Annotated in this window: 18 protein-coding genes; 12 read left to right on the forward strand and 6 right to left on the reverse strand. The window is 37.0% G+C overall.

What is annotated here, in order from left to right:
- Positions 1-35: 35 nt before the first annotated feature.
- The 4 genes from DC498_RS20790 to asnB form a co-directional block, all read right to left on the reverse strand.
- Entirely contained in the window at positions 36-671 is a 636-nt protein-coding gene (locus tag DC498_RS20790; RefSeq protein WP_116876090.1) for an acetyltransferase, read from the reverse strand.
- 40 nt (positions 672-711) lie between these two features.
- The gene (locus DC498_RS20795) at positions 712-1,317 is read right to left on the reverse strand and encodes a sugar transferase (protein ID WP_116876091.1); all 606 of its coding nucleotides are present in this window, start codon (positions 1,315-1,317) and stop codon (positions 712-714) included.
- Between the two features lie 45 nt (positions 1,318-1,362).
- Positions 1,363-2,439 (reverse strand): glycosyltransferase family 4 protein, encoded by a 1,077-nt coding sequence (locus DC498_RS20800; protein WP_240628064.1) that lies wholly within the window; start codon positions 2,437-2,439, stop codon positions 1,363-1,365.
- Positions 2,440-2,576: 137 nt separating this feature from the next.
- Positions 2,577-4,481, reverse strand: coding sequence for an asparagine synthase (glutamine-hydrolyzing) (gene asnB / locus DC498_RS20805; protein ID WP_116876093.1), 1,905 nt, complete (start codon positions 4,479-4,481; stop codon positions 2,577-2,579).
- Between the two features lie 434 nt (positions 4,482-4,915).
- Here asnB and DC498_RS20810 point away from each other — a divergent pair, with 434 nt between their 5' ends.
- From DC498_RS20810 to DC498_RS20850, 9 genes are all read left to right on the forward strand, one after another.
- On the forward strand, positions 4,916-6,229 hold the full coding sequence (locus DC498_RS20810; RefSeq protein WP_116876094.1) for a flippase: 1,314 nt from the start codon (positions 4,916-4,918) through the stop codon (positions 6,227-6,229).
- Complete coding sequence (locus DC498_RS20815) at positions 6,216-7,376, forward strand: glycosyltransferase (protein WP_116876095.1); 1,161 nt, start codon at positions 6,216-6,218, stop codon at positions 7,374-7,376. Before DC498_RS20810 ends, DC498_RS20815 begins: the two co-directional genes overlap by 14 nt.
- Positions 7,377-7,485: 109 nt before the next feature.
- Entirely contained in the window at positions 7,486-8,256 is a 771-nt protein-coding gene (locus tag DC498_RS20820) for a polysaccharide biosynthesis/export family protein (RefSeq protein WP_116876096.1), read from the forward strand.
- Between the two features lie 28 nt (positions 8,257-8,284).
- Positions 8,285-10,714 carry a GumC family protein gene (locus DC498_RS20825; protein ID WP_116876097.1) on the forward strand — a complete coding sequence of 810 codons (2,430 nt, stop codon included), beginning with the start codon at positions 8,285-8,287 and terminating at the stop codon, positions 10,712-10,714.
- 72 nt (positions 10,715-10,786) lie between these two features.
- Complete coding sequence (locus DC498_RS20830; RefSeq protein ID WP_116876098.1) at positions 10,787-12,010, forward strand: O-antigen ligase family protein; 1,224 nt, start codon at positions 10,787-10,789, stop codon at positions 12,008-12,010.
- A 93-nt stretch (positions 12,011-12,103) separates the two neighbouring features.
- Positions 12,104-13,174: a glycosyltransferase gene (locus DC498_RS20835; RefSeq protein ID WP_116876099.1), complete on the forward strand. Its 1,071-nt coding sequence runs from the start codon at positions 12,104-12,106 to the stop codon at positions 13,172-13,174.
- Positions 13,175-13,209: 35 nt separating this feature from the next.
- Positions 13,210-14,256 (forward strand): polysaccharide deacetylase family protein, encoded by a 1,047-nt coding sequence (locus DC498_RS20840; RefSeq protein ID WP_116876100.1) that lies wholly within the window; start codon positions 13,210-13,212, stop codon positions 14,254-14,256.
- Positions 14,257-14,258: 2 nt separating this feature from the next.
- Positions 14,259-14,732 carry a 23S rRNA (pseudouridine(1915)-N(3))-methyltransferase RlmH gene (locus DC498_RS20845; RefSeq protein WP_116876101.1) on the forward strand — a complete coding sequence of 158 codons (474 nt, stop codon included), beginning with the start codon at positions 14,259-14,261 and terminating at the stop codon, positions 14,730-14,732.
- A 60-nt stretch (positions 14,733-14,792) separates the two neighbouring features.
- Positions 14,793-15,437 carry a rhomboid family intramembrane serine protease gene (locus tag DC498_RS20850; RefSeq protein WP_116876102.1) on the forward strand — a complete coding sequence of 215 codons (645 nt, stop codon included), beginning with the start codon at positions 14,793-14,795 and terminating at the stop codon, positions 15,435-15,437.
- On the opposite strand, the gene tilS is transcribed toward DC498_RS20850, so the two are convergent.
- Positions 15,438-16,802: a tRNA lysidine(34) synthetase TilS gene (gene tilS, locus DC498_RS20855; protein ID WP_116876103.1), complete on the reverse strand. Its 1,365-nt coding sequence runs from the start codon at positions 16,800-16,802 to the stop codon at positions 15,438-15,440.
- 22 nt (positions 16,803-16,824) lie between these two features.
- Positions 16,825-17,139 (reverse strand): tetratricopeptide repeat protein, encoded by a 315-nt coding sequence (locus DC498_RS20860; RefSeq protein ID WP_116876104.1) that lies wholly within the window; start codon positions 17,137-17,139, stop codon positions 16,825-16,827.
- Between the two features lie 120 nt (positions 17,140-17,259).
- Here DC498_RS20860 and DC498_RS20865 point away from each other — a divergent pair, with 120 nt between their 5' ends.
- The 3 genes from DC498_RS20865 to DC498_RS20875 all read left to right on the forward strand — a co-directional run bounded on the left by DC498_RS20865 (position 17,260) and on the right by DC498_RS20875 (position 19,736).
- Positions 17,260-18,003, forward strand: coding sequence for an electron transfer flavoprotein subunit beta/FixA family protein (locus DC498_RS20865; RefSeq protein WP_116876105.1), 744 nt, complete (start codon positions 17,260-17,262; stop codon positions 18,001-18,003).
- A 52-nt stretch (positions 18,004-18,055) separates the two neighbouring features.
- Complete coding sequence (locus DC498_RS20870) at positions 18,056-19,024, forward strand: electron transfer flavoprotein subunit alpha/FixB family protein (RefSeq protein WP_116876106.1); 969 nt, start codon at positions 18,056-18,058, stop codon at positions 19,022-19,024.
- Positions 19,025-19,139: 115 nt separating this feature from the next.
- Positions 19,140-19,736, forward strand: a complete 597-nt coding sequence (locus DC498_RS20875; RefSeq protein ID WP_116876107.1) for a bifunctional nuclease family protein — start codon at positions 19,140-19,142, stop codon at positions 19,734-19,736.
- Positions 19,737-19,759: the final 23 nt, after the last annotated feature.

The raw sequence follows: 19,759 nt of genomic DNA on the forward strand, positions 1-19,759 counted from the left end.
CAAATTTACATACTAATAGCAGCCATTGCAAATGCCTAAGAGTGATATTTGATAATTCTGGACGGAATACCAACTGCTGTAATACTGGCGGGTAGATTTCTTATAACCATAGACATTCCACCCACTACAGTATTTTTTCCAATACGTATGGATTGTTTAGTAGCAGCATTTATACCCATTGACACACATTCTTCAATATATGTGAAGCCGCCTAATGATACGCCGGGGGCAAGTGTTGAATATTGTGCTATCGTGCAATCATGCCCTATAGCACAATTCATGTTTATGGTTGTAAAATCTTCTAAAACAGCATTGTAATTAACCGATACGCCAGGATAAATAATTACTCCTTTACCTATAGTTACGTTATTTGATATCCAGTTGTTTGGTGCAATTAAAGATGGGTACTCAATATTGTTGATTCTTATTTTTTGGATAATTTCTTTTTTGGTAATGGGATTTGCAATGCTTACCACGCAGCCAATAGTTTCAGTTTCGTTATTAATGAGATGAATGCCCCCTATTACGGGGTATCCCGCTACAATTGTGCCCCATTTTTTTTCGTCGTCATCCAAAAACCCTGTTATTTCAAATCCTTTAACTTCAAAACAGTTAAAGTTGTATGCTATAAATTTGCCTACATTGCCACAGCCAATTATAAAAAGTTTCATTTGAGGCAATTTAAGAATTTAATATTCAATAGAATTAATTTCATACGGTGCCTGTAAAAGGATGCATAGTTACGTTTTCATCAGCATTTATCCCTTCCTTTTTGAAAACCTTGATAAAGGTCAGCCATAAGATTTTTATATCCAGCATAAATGAGCAATTGTTAACATACCAAATATCATACTCGAATTTTTGTTCCCATGAAATGGCATTTCTGCCATTTACCTGTGCCCAACCTGTAATACCGGGTTTTACCTCATGCCTCCTTTTTTGAGTAGGGCTGTATAATGGAAGATATTCAACAAGCAGGGGCCTTGGCCCCACCAGGCTCATATCTCCTTTTATCACGTTTAAAAGTTGTGGTATTTCATCAAGAGAGGTGTTCCTGATAAAACCACCTATCTTGGTAATACGCAAATTATTCGGAAGTAATTTTCCTGCACTATCTTTCTTGTCATTCATTGTTTTGAACTTGATTACACGAAAGATTCGTTCATTTTTACCAGGTCTTTGCTGAAAAAAGAATGGTTTTCCGTGATTAGCGAAAGATAAGAGTATTGTAATTAGCAGAAAGATAGGAAAAACAATTAAAAAAATTGTCAATGCAATTAAAAAATCTAAAAGGGGTTTGAAAAAATGCCTGTACATATTTTATATCATTGCTATTAAAATAGCAGCCTAAAGTTATTATACTTATGCTGATTGATTTTTATATTCTTCTAAAATTTGTTCCCATATATATGCCTGGCTATAATGGGAAACAATAATATTTCTGCAAGCAGAGGCTATCCTGTGACGCGCATCCTTATTATCTATTAAATACCGCATGGCATCAGTAAGAGCATGTACATCTTTTACAGGAACTATAATACCATTAACGTTATTTTCAATAATTTCATTACAGCCATTAATATTACTAACAATACTTGGAATGCCCATTGCTCCTGCCTGCAGCACTACGTTAGGAAAGCCTTCCCTGTAACTGGGAAAAACAAAAATATCCGAAACTGCCAGGAAGGGTCTTACGTCTGCCTGGACTCCTGCAGCATAAATTTGAGGGTGCGATGTTATAATCTGTTCCGTCTCTTTATCCAAAGGATCGATTGCTCTTTCCGCGCTACCTACCAGTACCAGCTTAATATTCCTGTATTTTTCCGCATTTATGGCGAACGATTTAATTAACTCTTTTATTCCCTTATCTTTTACAATACGACCTATAAAACAGAATGTAATATCTGCATCCTTTAGTCCTATTTTTTCTTTTAACTCCTGTTTTGTTGTTTCGCTGATATTAGCCGGATCAAAATAGTTACTGTCAATTCCATTAGAACTGCCATTGCCTATTACTTTCAGTTTACTCTCTTTGCATAACCCGTTCTGAACAATTATTTCTTTTAGCTTAAAAGAATTAGGATAAATTCCCGTAGCACATCTATAGGTTATTTTTTCAACAGTATTAAGAAGCGTTCTCTTAAACCCCTTAGTTTCGAGTAGTGGTAGCCCTGCTACTGTATGCATTCGAACTGGTATACCGCAAATTTTTGCAGCAAGCATTCCCAATGTTCCTGCTTTAGGAGTATGGGTATGTACTATCAATGGACGTTCTTTCCTTATTAATTTTATTAATTGAAATAATGATTTTAAGTCCTGGAATGGAGATAAAGTGCGTGTCATATATATGGCATGTGTAAAAACACCTTCTCTCTTCTTCACTTCTTCCAGCCGTTCTCCCGGGCTAGAAACAGCATGAACTTCATAGTATTGATTCATATACTTAAGCTGGTTCTTCAGTAATGAATTTAATGAAGCTGGAATTGTTGTTATTCTGACTAACTTGGGTCTCAACATACACGTATTAAAGTCTGTATCTATAAGTCTTGAAAATTAATTTAAAGGTTTATGATTCGTCATTCGATATTGTATTTATGAGAATACCACATCTGGAAACAAAAGTATGACCATACTTTAAAAGTGTTGTCTACCTTTTGTGAAATATGACCATCTACGAGTTTCTTTATGTAATCATGATTAAAAATACCCTGCGCCTGCACAAAATCCCGGTCAGTATACTTAAGCAGCTCACTTCTCAAAGAATCTCTAAGCCAGTTGCCAACAGGCACTCCAAAGCCATGTTTCTTTAAATTAAGAAATTCATCCGGAAAATATTTGCTAAACGCGTCTTTAAGAATTTTTTTCTTGTTTCTTTTGTTCAAAAGAAATTTTTCCGGAAGACTGCTGGCATAATTCCAGATAACAGGATTTAAAAAAGGCGCTCTGCATTCCAGCGAGGCGAGCATGCTGGCCCTGTCTACTTTTGTAAGCATATCTCCCTCCAGGCTTACCATCCTGTCTATATTCCTCATCTCGGTAATATTATCAGGCCCATCAAAACCGCTTTTTTCTTTATAATAAGAAAATACATCGCTGCACAACCATCCGTTTAATAATAATGGCTCAATGGTTTTTCCCGGAAATCCCATTGAAATAATATTCCAGTAATATGTTTTGTCGTATTCAACAGCATTTATGAATTTCCTGATCTTAAATTTTAGTCCCCGGTTATCGTTCCTGGTAGCAAATAAGCCATCGGCTATTTTAAGCAGGCCTTTGTTTACAAATTCAGGAACAACAGAGGTGTATTTCCGGTTAAACTCCGCCATATAGTATTTATTATACCCGGCAAAAACCTCATCTCCGCCATCGCCCGTTAATACTACCTTAACGGTGCTTTTAGCCTTGCTGGCAACAAGATATGAAGGCAGAGCTGATGAATCTGCAAAAGGCTCATCAAAATTAAGTACCACATTGTTTACCTGGTCAAATAAATCATCCTGGTCAATGATAAACTCATGATGGTTACTGTTAATAAGTTTAGCCACAGTTCTTGCTTTGGGGGATTCATCAAAAGCTTTTTCTTTAAATCCGATAGAAAATGTATCAATAGGCTTTGATGAAGATTTTGAAAGACATAAAGACACAATGGAGGAATCAACTCCTCCTGATAAAAAAGTTCCGACAGGAACATCGGAAACTGATCTTGACCTTACACTTTCAAACACCATAGCTTCAATTTGCTTAACAGCATCACCATAAGTTACATTTACGCCAGGTGGGTAATGTTCACAGAGGTCGTATCTTGCCATAAGCAGTTCATTGGCTTTTAAATCATATTCCAGGTAGTTACCCGGTTCCAGTTTATAAATATCATCGTAAATAGTATATGGCGCAGGTATGTAGGTAAGCCTGAAAAATAAATTCAGACCTGTTATTGATATGGGATGTTTATAACCACTTATGTGTTGAATAGCTTTTAGCTCAGATGACCAAATTAACTGTTCAGTATTATTTGAATAATACAGGGGCTTTTCTCCAAATTTATCTCTTACAATATATATCTTCTGCTTCAACATATCGTAAATGCTGAAAGCAAACATACCATCAAGCTTATTAAAAGCTTCAATGCCGTACTGATCATACAGGTGAAGTACTACTTCTGTATCAGAGGTTGTAGAAAAATGGGGATTGAAATTTTTGATCAGCTCTTTTTTCAGCGTTTGGTAATTGTATATTTCCCCATTAAAAACAATTACTTTTTTACGATCCCGGGAAAATATAGGTTGTTTCCCTGTTGAAAGATCAATGATAGACAGCCTGCGCATTCCCATTCCAATAGTCTTCCCCCCGGCAATATCAGAAAAACTTCCATCATCATCCGGACCACGGTGAATAATACAGTTGTTCATGTGTGAAATCTCTGTCTTCACTTTCTCAAGTGCTTCAACTTTTTTAACTATGCCGTTTATACCACACATGCATTTATAATTTTTCCGGTTTCAAGGTTGCAAATATATCTTCTAAAAACTGATATGAAAATTGTTATAATATTATATCAGATAATTGGTTAACTTATTAACGTACAACAATTTCTTGTTGATATACTTCATTATCAAAAAGATAATTTTATCTTTGCAAACCTAACGGGCACATGTAAAAAAAGCAGTTTTCTTGTTTATGATAAGAAAATACTTTAAGAAAAAAGTACAAATCAAGCGTTTTCCTTCCAAATCCTAATATCAATTATTTAACATTTTGCAACGGTATAAAACGATGCAGATCAATTGCTGCACTGCTGGTATCCGGTAAGGCAAAGCTGTATAATTATTTTAATTATAGGATAATCTGTATATTAAATAATAAAATGCAAATTGGTTTGTTGTAATACTAAGTATAAAATTGAAATAAAACATTGGCACGTTCATTTGCAAAGGATCTGATTTCTGTTTTAACAAGCAAAGGCATCGTTATAATCTTAGGATTTGGCACTGCTATGCTAACGGCAAGGTTTCTTGGTCCTGAGGGCAACGGAATAATTGCGGCTTTGATGGTATATCCTAGCCTGTTTATGTCTATCGGATCCTTAGGAATACAGCAGTCTACTACCTATTTTGTCGGACAAAATAAATACAGCACTAATGAGATTTACGGGTCTGTACTGGCTATATGGATGTTTACCAATTTGTTCAGTATGCTTATTTGCTTCCTGTTAATTTACTTTTTTACTCACCAGAGTTACCCGCTGATTTATGTATTGCTTGCCATTATCGGAATTCCTTTCACATTATATACCAACTACAGCTCAGGCATATTTCTTGGACAGCAAAGGATAAAAGAGTTTAACAGGATCAACTGGATACCTGTTGCTATTAATTTTTTGGCAACCCTGGTACTGGTTGTTATGCTAAAACTTGGGGTTACGGGGTCAATGATAGGAACCTTTTCAGGTGCGTTGATTATGTCCGTTGTTGTTTTCACACAGATGTCGAAATTTGTTGCTTTTAAACCGATCTTCAACCGCGGCATCATAAAAAAGATGCTCAGTCTTGGTATTACCTATGCAATTGCTTTAATGGTAGCTAACATTAACTATTACGGAGATGTTGTGGTGTTGGAAAGATTGTCTTCTGCTACCGAAATAGGGTTATATAGTAAAGGTGTGTTCATTGCACAGTTTTTATGGGAAATTCCTATGCTGATGGGCTCACTGATATTTTCACGTAGTGCTGCTGCAACTGACCGTATGGATTTTTCCCTTAAGACCTGCAGGTTACTCAGGTTTGCCGGCGTTGTTATGCTGATTGCCTGTGCAGCGCTGTACCTTATGGCATCCTTGGTTATTTATTTTTTATATGGAAAAGAATTTGAGGGAAGCATAATGGTATTAAGGTTGCTGTTGCCGGGAGTGTTTGTACTAACGATATTTAAAGTATTATACATGGACATGGCAGGCAGAGGTAAACCCTGGTTGTCAATGAAAGCAATGATACCGTCTGCCATCCTAAATATTATATTGAATATTTTATGGGTACCCTCTTACGGCGCGAATGGTTCTGCTTTTGCTTCAACCGTGAGCTATATTTTCGCCGCTTTCCTTTTCTTATGGATATATTCAAAAGATACCGGCATAAGTATTAAAACTATTTTATCATTTACAAATGAGGATAAGGCTTTGTTCAAAATGTATGTTTCTAAAATAAAAAGGATACCCAATGGCAGAGTATAAACTAAAGCTTGTAGCTATTTACTATGGAACACCTCAGAGCGGAGTGAATAAAAAGGTTATTTACCAGGTGCAGGGACTTGCTAAAAATGGCATTAATGCGGAAGTATTGTTCCTTGGAAACCAGGGAGAAAAGGATGTGTTTGAACATGAGTTTATTAAATTCCTGCCAACCCAGTCACCACCATATAAATCATTTATCGATAAATTAAATGCAATCAGGTCTTTAAAGCAGAGTTATCAGAAAGTGCTGCTTGAAGGAGATGATAATGAGATAATTTATCTTCGAAATTATGTTCCTGCGCGCTGGTTTTATAAGGCTTTGCAGAAAACTAAAAAGAAAGTAATACTTGAAATCCTGTCTAATAATTTCCAGGAAGCACTTTGGCGTAAAAGCTACTTCTATTATTTGAGTCTTTGTTTATATCACAGGGCTATCCTGAAAAATGTTAATCTTATTATTGGAGTTACCAGCGAGGTTATATACAAACATTTTAATCCCGAAAAATACGGGGTTTCCAAAATGGTAATTGGAAATGGAATTAAGGTAGAAGCTGTTCCTTTACGAAAAAAAACTACAGATACTGACAATGCTGTATTTAATTTTACATGTGTTGCCGAACTGAGCCCTCCGCATGGTGTTGACCGGCTTTTGCGGGGCTTGCAAAATTATACAGGTAGAGACAATGTTATATTGCATATAGTAGGCAGGGGAAGTGAGTTCCAGAATCTTAAAAACCTTGCAGAAGAGCTTGCACTTTCAAATGTGGTTTTCCATGGATTTCTTTCCGGTGAAAAATTAGATGATATATTGGAACAAACTGATTTGGCTATTGGTGCTTTGGCAATTCATAGAAGTAATATAATATATTCCTCGATTCTTAAGGCGCGTGAATATTGTGCAAGAGGAATTCCATTTGTTAATAGTGGCAAAGACGAGGAATTTCCAGAGAGCTTTCCATATGTGCATGCTATTGAATCAGCAGAAACTCCTGTTGAAATTGCTCCTTTGGTGGAATTTGTGAAGCGGGTTGTAGAAATACCAGGCTATAAACAAAATATGAGGACATATGCAACAGATGTTTTATCATGGGATGTAAAAATGAATACATTGGCGCAGTTCATAAAAAAAGAATGGATATCTGAGTAATAATGCGTGAATATTTATTTTGGTGAGTGTTTTTAAGATAATTTTATTACTTAAACCATATAACTGTTGGATATATTGATTAAAGCTGCTAACATTATAATATTTAAATATGAAAAAAGAAAGTCTTATTTTATTGCTTGCTGTTTTTGTTTTCTCTTCGTGCAGGGTTGGCAAACAACTGCCGTATTTTCAGGACCTGAATGTTGATGCGGCAAGAGTGCAGGAGGTAAGAGTTGCTGCAGAAAATCCATTAAAGCTTCAGGCTGATGACCAGGTTCAGGTAGTAATAAGCAGTGTAAGCCCTGAGGCAGCTCAATTATTTAACCTGATGGGAACAGCGGTAGTATCTGGGCAGAATTCGCCGATGATGCAAAGCTTATACATCGTATCGCCTTCAGGCAGCATTACAATACCTGGCATTGGCGATATTAAAGTTGCAGGGCTCACTACCGATCAGGCAAAAGCTACTATAAGAGAAGCTGTGGTTCCATACCTGAAAGACGCCGTAGTGAGCACAACATTGGTTAATTTTCGGGTAACAATAATGGGAGAAGTTAATAGACCGAGCACATTGCAGATAGTGGGTGAAAAAATTAATGTACTTGAGGCATTAGGTATGGCCGGGGATTTAACGGTTTTTGCAAAACGCAATAATATAAAAGTAATCAGAAAGGCAGGTGATAAGGTTGAGGTTGCTCATTTAGACTTAAATAATAGCGAGGTAATGAGGTCTCCTTATTATAATCTTCGTCAAAATGATGTAGTATATGTTGAGCCAATCAAGCGAAAAGGATTGCAAACTGAAGGGTTAAATGTTTTAATACCAATTATAACCAGTTTCATTTCGCTGGGTATAGTTGCTTTAACGAGGATAAAGTAAGTAATTTTTAAATTTAAATACCATAGCCGTGCAATCGCATACACAAAATATAAGGTCCCAAATTATTAATAGCGGACAGGACGATTCAGGAATTGATCCTAAACAGATATTTCTAAAAATACTTAATAATTGGCCCTGGCTTGTTTTGTCATTGATTTCAACGCTTGCATTGGGAATATTGTATAATAGATATGCTGAGCCGGTGTATAAGGCAGAGGCCGCTGTTCTTATAAAAGATGAAAAGAAAGGTGGAGCAGGGTTATTAGAAAACCCCTTGTTAAAAGAACTTAATCTGAGTGGCGGCGGCAAGCTGGTTGATAATGAAGTAGAAGTTCTAAAGAGTTATGATTTAATGGAGTCTGCGGTAAGGAAAGAGCAGTTGTTTTTGCATATTAAGAGCAAGGGAACACTGACAAGCCGCTCAGTGTTCGGTGAAGAATTTCCTTTAATTGTAAGAGTAGCTAATCCTGATACCATTTCAGAGCCATTCAGCTGGTTGGTTAATCATAATCTTAAAGAAGATAAATGGGAGGTAAATTATAGCAAGACTCATCCTTCTTTGGATGTTGTTTTGGAAAAGTGGTTTAATATTAATGGGATTATTATTCAATTTTTAAATAACCCTTCCTATAATGTTCAGTCCCATAAAATTCCGGATACTGTTAATGTTGATTCAAAATACACATTTGGTTTTTATCCGGTAGGAGCAAGTGTTAGTGGCTATCTTAAGGCGTTATCGGTGCAGCCACTCAGTAAAACAAGTAGTATCATCGGACTTGAAATACTTGATCATAATCAGCGAAAAGCCAGGGCTACTTTAAAAGCCCTTATAGATACCTATAACGAACAAGGGCTGGAAGATAAAAAGCAAGTGAGTACAAATACGCTCGAGTTTCTTAATAGCAGGCTTGCAATAATAGAAAAAGAATTGAGACTGGTGGAAGGACAGGTTGAAAAGTTTAAAAGTACCAATAAAATTACCGACGTATCAGCGGAAGCTCAGCAATATCTTGACCAGGCCAAGGAAGTTGACCTGCAAAAGGCACAACAACAAACCAATTTGAACATCCTGGAATCTTTAGAAGAAAGTATAAAGAATAACCAGGATGACAGCAGGATGGTAACATCTGCTTCGGGAATCGTTGAACCATCCTTAGCCGGTTTAATACAGGATTATAATAAGCTTGTATTAGAAAGGGAGCGTCAAACGGAACGGCTGGGCCCCAAAAATCCCATTACAGTTGATCTGGGGAATCAGGTTGTGAATGCAAAATCAAGCCTGCTAAGTAATATTTCAATTCTAAAGCAAGGATATAAAATTACACTGAATAATATAAATAACAAGGATGCTGAATTGTCATTACGGATCAGGAATATACCTCAAATGGAGAAGAATCTTGTACAGATAAAAAGAGATCAGTCTGTAAAAGAGCAGTTATATTTCTTTTTGCTTCAGAAAAAGGAAGAATCAGCCATAACACTCGCTTCTACTACCCTGGATTCCCGTAGCATAGAAAAGCCAAGGAATGCAGGTAAAGTAAAACCTAATAAACAGCTTGTACTTGCTATAGCTGTATTACTGGGTTTATTATTACCCGCAGGTGTTATTTATTTCGCCAGTCTTTTTGATAACAAAGTTGGTGATAAAACCGAAGTCGAGCATAAATGTAAAGCTCCTGTATTAGGAGAGATCTCGTATGCAAGAAAAGAGAAATCTCCTATTGTTATTGAAAAAGGAAGCCGTTCAATTGTTGCTGAACAGTTCAGGGTAATCAGGACAAATATCGGGTTTGTAAGAAATGGAGGGAAAAACTCGAAGATAATATTGGTAACGTCACATCGTCCTGCAGAAGGTAAATCATTTGTTAGCTTAAATCTTGCGGCAAGCTTTGCCTTATTAGATAAGAAAGTTGTTGTATTGGAATTTGATTTGCGCAAGCCAAGATTATCCCAATCACTAAAAATTCAGGCAGGGCAGGGGATCAGCAACTATCTCAGCAGTGATTCCGTTAATCTCAAATCATTGCTACATGAAGTGCCTGGATTTAATGACAATTTGTTTTTGTTACCTGCAGGTCCTATTCCCCCCAACCCTGCTGAACTTATTCTTGGAAAAAACATGAATGTTATGATGGAGGCTTTAAAGAATGATTTTGATTATATTATTCTTGATACTCCTCCATATAGCCTCGTAACAGATTCTTCATTATTGGCTGAATATGCCGATATTAACCTGGTTGTATTGCGTCATGAATATACGTTTAAGTTTGTATTGCAGGAATTGAATAAAAAAATAGCAGAGAATCCGGGTCAGCATTTATATACCGTTATTAACAGGGTAGGAGAAAGAAGGAACTATACAAAGTTTAAAAACTATGGCTACACTGAATATTTTGACGCTCCCGATAAGGCTGTAAATGGATGGCGCAGGCTTTTCAGAAGAAGAGCGGAGAGTTAATTTTGATATATAATAGTATTTCGGAAATCAAGGTGTCATTGGTTATTTCAACTGACTTCTATAAATTATTATATGGCAGGAACTGGTAAGGTAGATAGATTTTTAGCAGTATGGATTACTGTGCCTATTTTTTTGGGTTATTCTACATACTTCTTTCCATATAGTTTGAAGTCTTTTTTTTCGCCGATTACGATGATTGCTGTAAGCGTTTTTTTTTATATACTTTTTTCCTTCCTGACAAAACCCCGCTTTAATTTCGTGCCAGAGCTGCGAATACTGATTTTGTTTTTTCTTGTTCTTTTTATAGGGCTGCTTTATACAAACGCGCTTAAGTATGGCAGTGATAAACTCAATATCTTATTTGCCTGGGTTTTTTTATTTTACCTGTATGGGTTTATTATCATAAACAATTTTGATCTTTTTGTAAAGGCAACTTTTTTTAGCGGCGCAGTATTTCTTTTCTTACTGTTTAGTAAGTTTGGCGATCCTATAACTTTTTTTAAATCTATGCAGGGCGAGATAGTAAGGCTTGGCGTTACTAAATCAGACGATAATGAAGATTATTTACTAAATCCCATATGGGTTGCCCGGTATCTTGGTTTTTTGTTTCTGATAGCATTGTATTCCCTTAAAAAGGGTAAGATCAATTACCTGACATATGCATACCTGCTGTGTATCTTTCTTTACATGATTACTTCCGGCTCAAAAGGGCCGATTTTTGCCTTGATAGTAGCCTCATTGATTTTTTTTGCTGACAGCAGGCTTGCTAAAAATATGCGGAATATTATCATATTTATTTTTATATGCCTTGGGGTTCTGGCATTATTGAATTTTATTGACTTTTTTTCATCCTCCTTTTTCATTTCACGTTTTTCCGGAGAAAGTTCTTCGGGAGCCGAAAGAGAAGATCTTATTGGTGTTGCTTTAGAGTATAGAGGGTTAGGTAGTTTTTTTTGGGGTACAGGCACCGGAAATTTTGGCTATATCATGTCGCAAAGGGATACAAGAGCATATCCCCATAATATTTTTGCTGAACTATATTGTGAAAATGGAATAATCGGGGCATCTTTTATCCTGGTTATGCTTTATAGTGTAGTTAGAAAATACACTTTGATTTTTAAAAACCGTACACTTAAACTCTTATGTGCTCTTTTTATATTCTTTTTTTTAAACGCTTTATTTTCAGGAGACCTGTTCTCAAATGAATATTTGTTTATTTTCTTCATTCTTTTTCATTACGAGGCAAAAATGGTAACAAAAGAAGAAGAATTTATGCTTATGCTGAATACAGCCTGATTGAGAATCTTTTCTATAATAAATGTATTTTATTGTTCGTTCTATATTATATATCAATCGATTGGATATTTTTTAAAATCACCCTAGTTATCAATGAAAGTTTTACAGGTTATTAATGCCCTAACAGCCGGAGGAGCTCAAAAGCTTATTGCTGATTTTGTACCTATAATGAACAAAAAGAATGTGCCGACGGATGTTTTGTTGTTTACTGAAGATAAAGGCCCGTTTCTTCATATTCTACTGGAGAAAAACGTGAAGGTTTTAAATATAAAATCAAAACATTTATACTCGCCCTATAATGCGCTGATGGCGGCAAAATATTTTGATAAGTATGATATCATACATGCGCATTTGTTTCCCGCTATATATTGGACGTCATTAGCTAAAATCGTTAGACCTGCTAACAAAAAAGCAAAGTATCTTTTAACCGAACACAATAATTCTAACCGCCGGTTTACAAAATCTTACCTGCAACCCGTAGATAAGTTTATTTATGACAGGTTTGATGCACTTATAGCTATTAGTGAAAGTGTAAAAGATGTATTGTGGAAACGTGTGGCACATCCTAATATACCAATTGTTTATAATGCGGTAAATGTTAACGATCTGTCTGCCGCCGTTCCCGTATCGTTGCCTGAAAATCAAATAAATCTATTAATGGTGGCAGCATTCCGTGATCAGAAAGATCAGCATACCTTAATTAAGGCTATGCAACAATTAGACGACAGGTATCATCTATACCTTGCCGGAGAAGGTGCAACACTTGAAGAATGCAGGCAGTTGGCTACAGACTTAAATGTTGAGCAACGGGTACATTTTATGGGCGTAAGAAAAGATGTACCAGGATTAATGAAAGCTGCGGATATTAATATCCTCTCGAGCCATTGGGAGGGATTATCCTGTGTGGTACTGGAAGCAATGGCTTCAGGAAAGCCATTTATTGGAACAGATATCTATGGAATTAAAGAAATGTTTATGGATAATCCCTTTGCCCTATTCCAAACCGGAGATGTTGACGCTTTATCACAAAAAATAAGAAAAGTAGCAGAGGATAAAGCGTTTGCTTTGTTGCAGAGTGAAACGAACTTTGAAACAGTTAAAAAATTTGATATTGATTTGATGACTGATCAGTATCTGGATATATATACACGATTGCTGAAGTAATACTAATATCAATCAGCAGGTACAATACATTCAAAATGAATCATGGAAACTTTGTTATATCGTTAGACTTTGAGTTAATGTGGGGGGTCCGTGACCTTGTTACTATTGAGCAATATGGAAAAAATATTGCCGGGGTTCATTCTGTTATTCCAAAATTACTTGATGCGTTTGGCACATACAATGTAGAAGCAACTTTTGCAACTGTCGGGTTCCTTTTTTTTGAAACCAAAGCCGGGTTGTTGCCGGAGGTTCCTGCTTTATTGCCTACATATTCCGATACTAATTTATCGCCGTATAATGGTCACTTTAACGAAATAAAAGATAATCATACCGATGATCCATACCATTATGCGCCATTATTGATCAGGGCTATTCAAAAGCATCCCCGGCATGAGATAAGTACACATACGTTTTCTCATTATTATTGTTTAGAGCCCGGTCAAACAAAGGAACAATTCAGAGAAGATTTGATTGCAGCAAAAAAAATTGCTGCTGCATTTAACATTCCGATTACTTCTATTATTTTTCCAAGAAATCAATATAATGTTGAGTATACCGATGTGTGTACCAGCCTTGGTATTACTTCATACAGGGGTAATGAAAGGCATTGGGTTTATGATTCAACAAAAGAAATCAGTAATGTTTTTTTGAAATTCCTGATTTCACTTGGAGGAAGTAAAAAAGCAAAATTAAAATTAATGCTCCGCAGGCTCTTCAGGAAGATGGATGCATACATTAATATATCCGGAAACAATTGTTATAGCCTTAGCGATCTTAAAAATTCTTTTCCTGTAGATATTCCTTCAAGCCGTTTACTTCGTCCTTATTCTCCTGCATTGGCTTTGTTTGAACCATTAAGGCTGAGAAGAATTATAAACGGTATGACATATGCTGCAAAAAACAACCTTACCTTTCATCTGTGGTGGCATCCTCATAATTTTGGTATACACCAGGATAAGAATTTTGCTTTTCTTGAGAAGATCCTGAAGCATTATCAATACCTGAATAAAACATATAATTTTCAATCTATCACAATGACCAATCTTGCAAACAGTATTTTAACAGAGCATAAAAACGGTTAGTTATGAAAGTGCTGTTTTATACTATAGGAAAGCCTGATGATGTGAATATAAAACAAGGTATTGATGAGTTTACAAAACGTATTGCAAGATATTATCCTCTGGAATGGAAAATTATAGCACCTCCCAAAAACGCTGGTTCCATTACAGAAAATGAATTGAAAACCAAAGAAGCCGAATTGATATTGGGGAACCTGAAAAAAGAGGATTACCTGGTAGCCCTTGATGAAAGAGGCAGGATGCTTACATCAGTTCAACTGGCAGCAACTATACAAGCCCGGGCCAATGAAAGCGTAAAACAATTGGTATTTCTTATTGGGGGTGCTTATGGTATTGATGAAAGTATTTTAAAAAGGGCCAATTTCATATGGTCATTATCCTCGCTTACTTTTCCTCACCAGCTTGTACGGCTCATTCTTGCAGAGCAGGTATACAGAGCCTGTACTATCATCAAAGGTGAAAAATATCATCATGCATAATTTAACGGAAGATAATCCCTTGTTACAGGGCTTTCAATTATCTTCGGCAAAAAACAAGGGATGTCCATTACACTTACCATTATTATACTTACCAGTATTATTTCTATTGTAGCGATGAGCAATGCCAAGATGAAAGGCGAACTTATTTTTTGGCCGGCAGTTATTAAAAACAACAACCAATACTACAGGTTTCTTTCTTATGGGTTAATTCATGCAGATTATATACATCTTTCTTTCAACATGCTTGCCCTGTATTCCTTTGGTGTATTTGTGGAAGATCATTTGTTTTCAGCACCTTATTTTTTTGGCGCAAGAGGGAAGATATTTTTCCTTGTTATGTATGTTGGAGCGCTGATTGTATCTACCATTCCCGATTATATAAAATATAAAGACATATACGGATATACTGCGTTAGGGGCATCCGGCGCGGTATCGGCTGTTATCTTTGCCGGAATAATTTTACAGCCCAATCTACCCATCCGCTTTATGTTCATTCCATTTGATATACCCGGGTATATATTCGGTATTTTATTCCTCGCACTTTCAGCGTATTTAGCTAAAAAAGGTACCGGCAATATCGGGCATGTCGCACATTTTTTTGGTGCATTATTTGGTATTGCATTTACTGTAATTATGGTAAAAGCATTTTCAACGAATCATGTTGATGTGCTAAGTGATTTTATGAAGGCTATTTTAAGCCGTTAATCAGGCCGGCTGAAATTTAATTTGTAATATATCAGTTGTTTTATCGTTCACTTTAAACCTGTTATCAGTTCTTTGGTTCACAACCCAAATAATCTTTTTATTCATTTCCAGTACCCACACTTTTTCTTTTTCTACTAATGACATTTTCCTGTCAATCAGGAATCGCGCTATCTTCTTCTTTTTGGTCATGCCCAACGGGTAAAAATAATCTCCCTGTTTCCAGCGGCGCAATAATAAAGGAAAGCGGATGTCTTTTACGTCAAGGAGGGCTATATTCTGAGCAGAGGGGAGTGCAGATTTGTTTTCCTGGTATTTTTTATGTGAAAAACTCAACCTGCCATTCTCAAAAAAAATCACTTCGCTTTCTTTATCAACCACAATAATGGCATCACTTTTCGCCTGCAAAGGAGAAATAATAATCCAGTTACGATTTTTAAGTACTCTGTGTGTTGGCGATACAATAAATCTCCCTGTTTCGCTGTTCAGCAATTTCAGTACTTCATCTGTTTGAGCAGAACTGAAGCCATATGCTTTTATAATCTCAAATATGATGGTATGCAGGGGAGATGCCTGCAGCAATTTCAATACCGGGATATACACTTCGCCATTACGAAATTCAAGCAATTTCTTCTTGTGATGTTCAATTGCCTGGTTGTATAAAACGTCTGCATCTCTGAAATGAGTAATTGTTTTATTGATATTTACTGATGCCTGCGGGTAAATAGCCTCAACAGCAGGTACAATATTATGCCGGATGTAATTCCGGGAATATTTATCAGATGCATTACTGGAATCTTCCCTGTATACTAACCCATTTTTAGTAGCAAAGGATAACAGCTCTTTTTTTTGTGCAAATAAAAGTGGCCGCACAAGCCTGCCTGTCTTAGGCAAAATTCCTCTCATGCCGGAAATGCCCGTTCCTTTAAATAAATTCATCAATACCGTTTCCGCATTATCATCTGCATGATGTGCCGTAACGATATATTGAGGATTAGCTGCTTCGTAAATTCTGGAAGAGGATACAATTTCATTAAACCATTGATATCGTAACTCCCTTGCCGCAACCTGGATGGAACATTTTTGTGCCTGAGCATATGCGTTGGTATCAAATTTTTTAACCAAAAACCTGACAGCATATTTTTTAGCAAGCGCTTGTACAAACTGCTCATCTTTATCACTTTCATCTCCCCGCAACTGAAAATTACAATGCGCTATTATAAATTTATAACCAGCCGAGTAACATAGCTCGCACAAAACAACAGAATCAATACCTCCGCTCACGGTAAGCAACAGCATATCATCAGGAGTAAACAGTTGCTCGCTGGTTACAAAATGCCTGAAGCTATCGATCAGGGTTTCATTCATTTGTCATTTGTTAAAGTATGAATTACAGGTCGGCAATATCTTCATGTGCTGCCTGTAATTCATTATAAGTTTTCATATCTTTTAAAGTCCTGGCTCTCTGCATACCTTTTTCATACCATGCTATAGCAGTTGGATAATCATTTGCCCTTTCCAGCAGTTTTGCCAAATGATAATAAGAACCGGTATAATCAGGATCTCTTTCTAAAATAGCTTCAAACAATATCTTCGCTTCGGCATCATTTCCCTCCTTTACATATTCCAGGGCAAGTGCATGCTGTAAAAAATTGTCCGTGGGATCATCTTTTAAAAGTTGCTGTAATTTTTCTTTTCTTTCCATCCTTGAACAATATTTTAATAAAATACATCATTATATTCTGAAAGGGTTGCTATATTTGTATGCAAATTAGTTGCATAAACAACTTTTTCCCTGACTAACTATATCATAAAATATCTTCTAATGAAAATTTTAGTCTGCATCAGTAAAGCGCCTGACACCACAACAAAAATAGCCTTCACTGATAACAATACGAAATTTGCCGCTGATGGTGTTCAATGGATCATCAACCCCTACGATGAGTGGTATGCCCTGGTACGTGCTATTGAATTGAAAGAAAAGGACCCCTCAACCATTATTCACCTGGTAACAGTTGGTGAAGCGGATGCGGAACCTGTAATACGTAAAGCGCTTGCCCTGGGTGGCGATGAAGCCATAAGAGTAAATGCAGGCAGCGGGGATAGTTATTATATTGCGTCTCAAATTGCAGCAATTGCAGGGCAGGGCGCATACGATCTTATTTTTACCGGAAAGGAAACGATAGATTATAACGGCTCCTCTATAGGTGGGATGGTATCGGAGTTATTAAATCTTCCTTATGTTTCGCTGGCTATAAAATTTGAGCTTAACGGAGCCAGTGCTGTTATTACAAGAGAAATAGAAGGTGGGGAAGAAGTATGTGAAGTTGGATTGCCTGTTGTAGTAAGTTGTCAAAAAGGAATGGCAGAAGCCCGTATACCTAATATGCGCGGCATTATGGCTGCAAGAACAAAGCCGCTTAAAGTAGTTGAACCTGCAGCGGTTGACAGCCTTACAAGCATTGTCAGTTTTGAGTTACCGCCTGCAAAAGCTGGTGTAAAACTTGTTCCGGCAGATAATCCTGCTGAATTGGTCAGATTGCTTCACGAAGAAGCTAAGGCATTCTAAATAACCTAAAACCTGCCGGCAGGCAGATTTCAAATTTCAAATTTCAAATTTTATGTCTGTTTTAATATTCATAGATCAATCAGAAGGGCATATAAAAAAAGCTTCTCTTGAAGCATTGAGTTACGGCACTGAGATTGCTGGAAAATCCGGGATTGCTGCAGAAGGTATTATACTAGGGAATGTGAGTGAAGATATTGCTGCTTTGGGTAAGTATGGCGTAAAGAAAATTTATCATGTAGATAATGCCGCGCTTAACCATTTTGATGCGCAGGTGTTTACCAATGCTATTGCAGAGGTGGTACAGCGCAGCGGCGCAAAAGTGATTGTATTTTCAAACAATGTAGATGGCAAATCTGTAGCACCGCGTCTTTCTGTTAAGCTTAAAGCAGGATTGGTATCTGGTGCGGTTGCATTGCCAGATACAAGCAATGGCTTCATAGTGAAGAAAACCGTGTTTTCAGGAAAAGCTTTTGCCAATATTGCCCTGAATGCGGATATAAAAATTATTGCGCTTAATCCAAACTCATTTTCAGTAAATACCGGAGGGGAGGGGAGTGCTGAAGTAGTAAAAACTGATGTAAAAGTGGAGGAGGCTAAAGTAAAAGTTACCAGTGTAAATAAAGTAAAAGGTGAAGTACCGTTGAGTGAAGCTGATATTGTGGTGAGTGGGGGGCGTGGGCTAAAAGGTCCCGAAAACTGGGGCATGATTGAAGAGCTGGCCAAATTGCTTGGCGCAGCCACTGCCTGCAGCCGCCCTGTTGCTGACACACATTGGAGACCACATCATGAGCATGTTGGTCAAACCGGGCTGGCAATTGCACCTAATTTATATATAGCTATCGGTATCTCCGGGGCAATACAACACCTTGCCGGGGTGAACAGGAGTAAAATAATAGTAGTAATTAATAAAGACCCGGAAGCGCCATTTTTCAAGGCTGCTGATTATGGTATAGTTGGCGATGCTTTTGAAGTGGTTCCCAGGCTGATAGAAGAGATAAAAAAAGTGAAAGGCGTAGCATGAGAAAACACACTGTCCTTCAACTAAAACCGCACTGTTTTAAACAGGTGCGGTTTTTTTTATTTTAAGTTTTTCAGATTATCCTTTTTGCAAATTTCTTGTACATTCGCAGCAGATTATGAAGAAAATAGAACTGGAAATAGTAGCGCTGTCGCATAGTATTACGCAAACTCATTCTTACGCGGTAGTGCTGGGAGAAACCAATGGGTTAAGACGTTTGCCGATTGTGATCGGAGGCTTTGAAGCGCAGGCTATTGCTGTTGCGCTTGAACGTATGCAACCCAGCAGGCCGCTTACGCATGATCTTATGAAGAATTTCATGATGGCCTTTAATGTAGAACTTCATGAAATAATAATCAGCGATTTACAGGAAGGGATATTTTATTCAAAACTCCTTTGCAGCAATGAGCACGATACGGTAGAGATAGATTCGCGTACATCTGATGCCCTTGCGCTTGCTGTGCGCTTTGGGTGCCCGATATATACATATGAACATATACTTGAAAGCGCAGGTATATTGATGGAAGATTCCGGCAAAAAGAAAAAATCTGATGAAGAGCAACCGGTAGTAAAAGAAACAGGAGGCAGTAAAGATGATCTTAGAGGCATGTCGCTGGAAGACCTTAATCAATTACTTTCAGAAGTGCTTGAGCAGGAAGACTATCTCCGCGCAATAGCCATACGCGACGAGATCAATCACCGTAAGAAAAAATAAATCTCCTTTACTTAATTATAATT

The organism is Terrimonas sp., from assembly GCF_003075435.1.
GTDB lineage: Bacteria > Bacteroidota > Bacteroidia > Chitinophagales > Chitinophagaceae > Agriterribacter.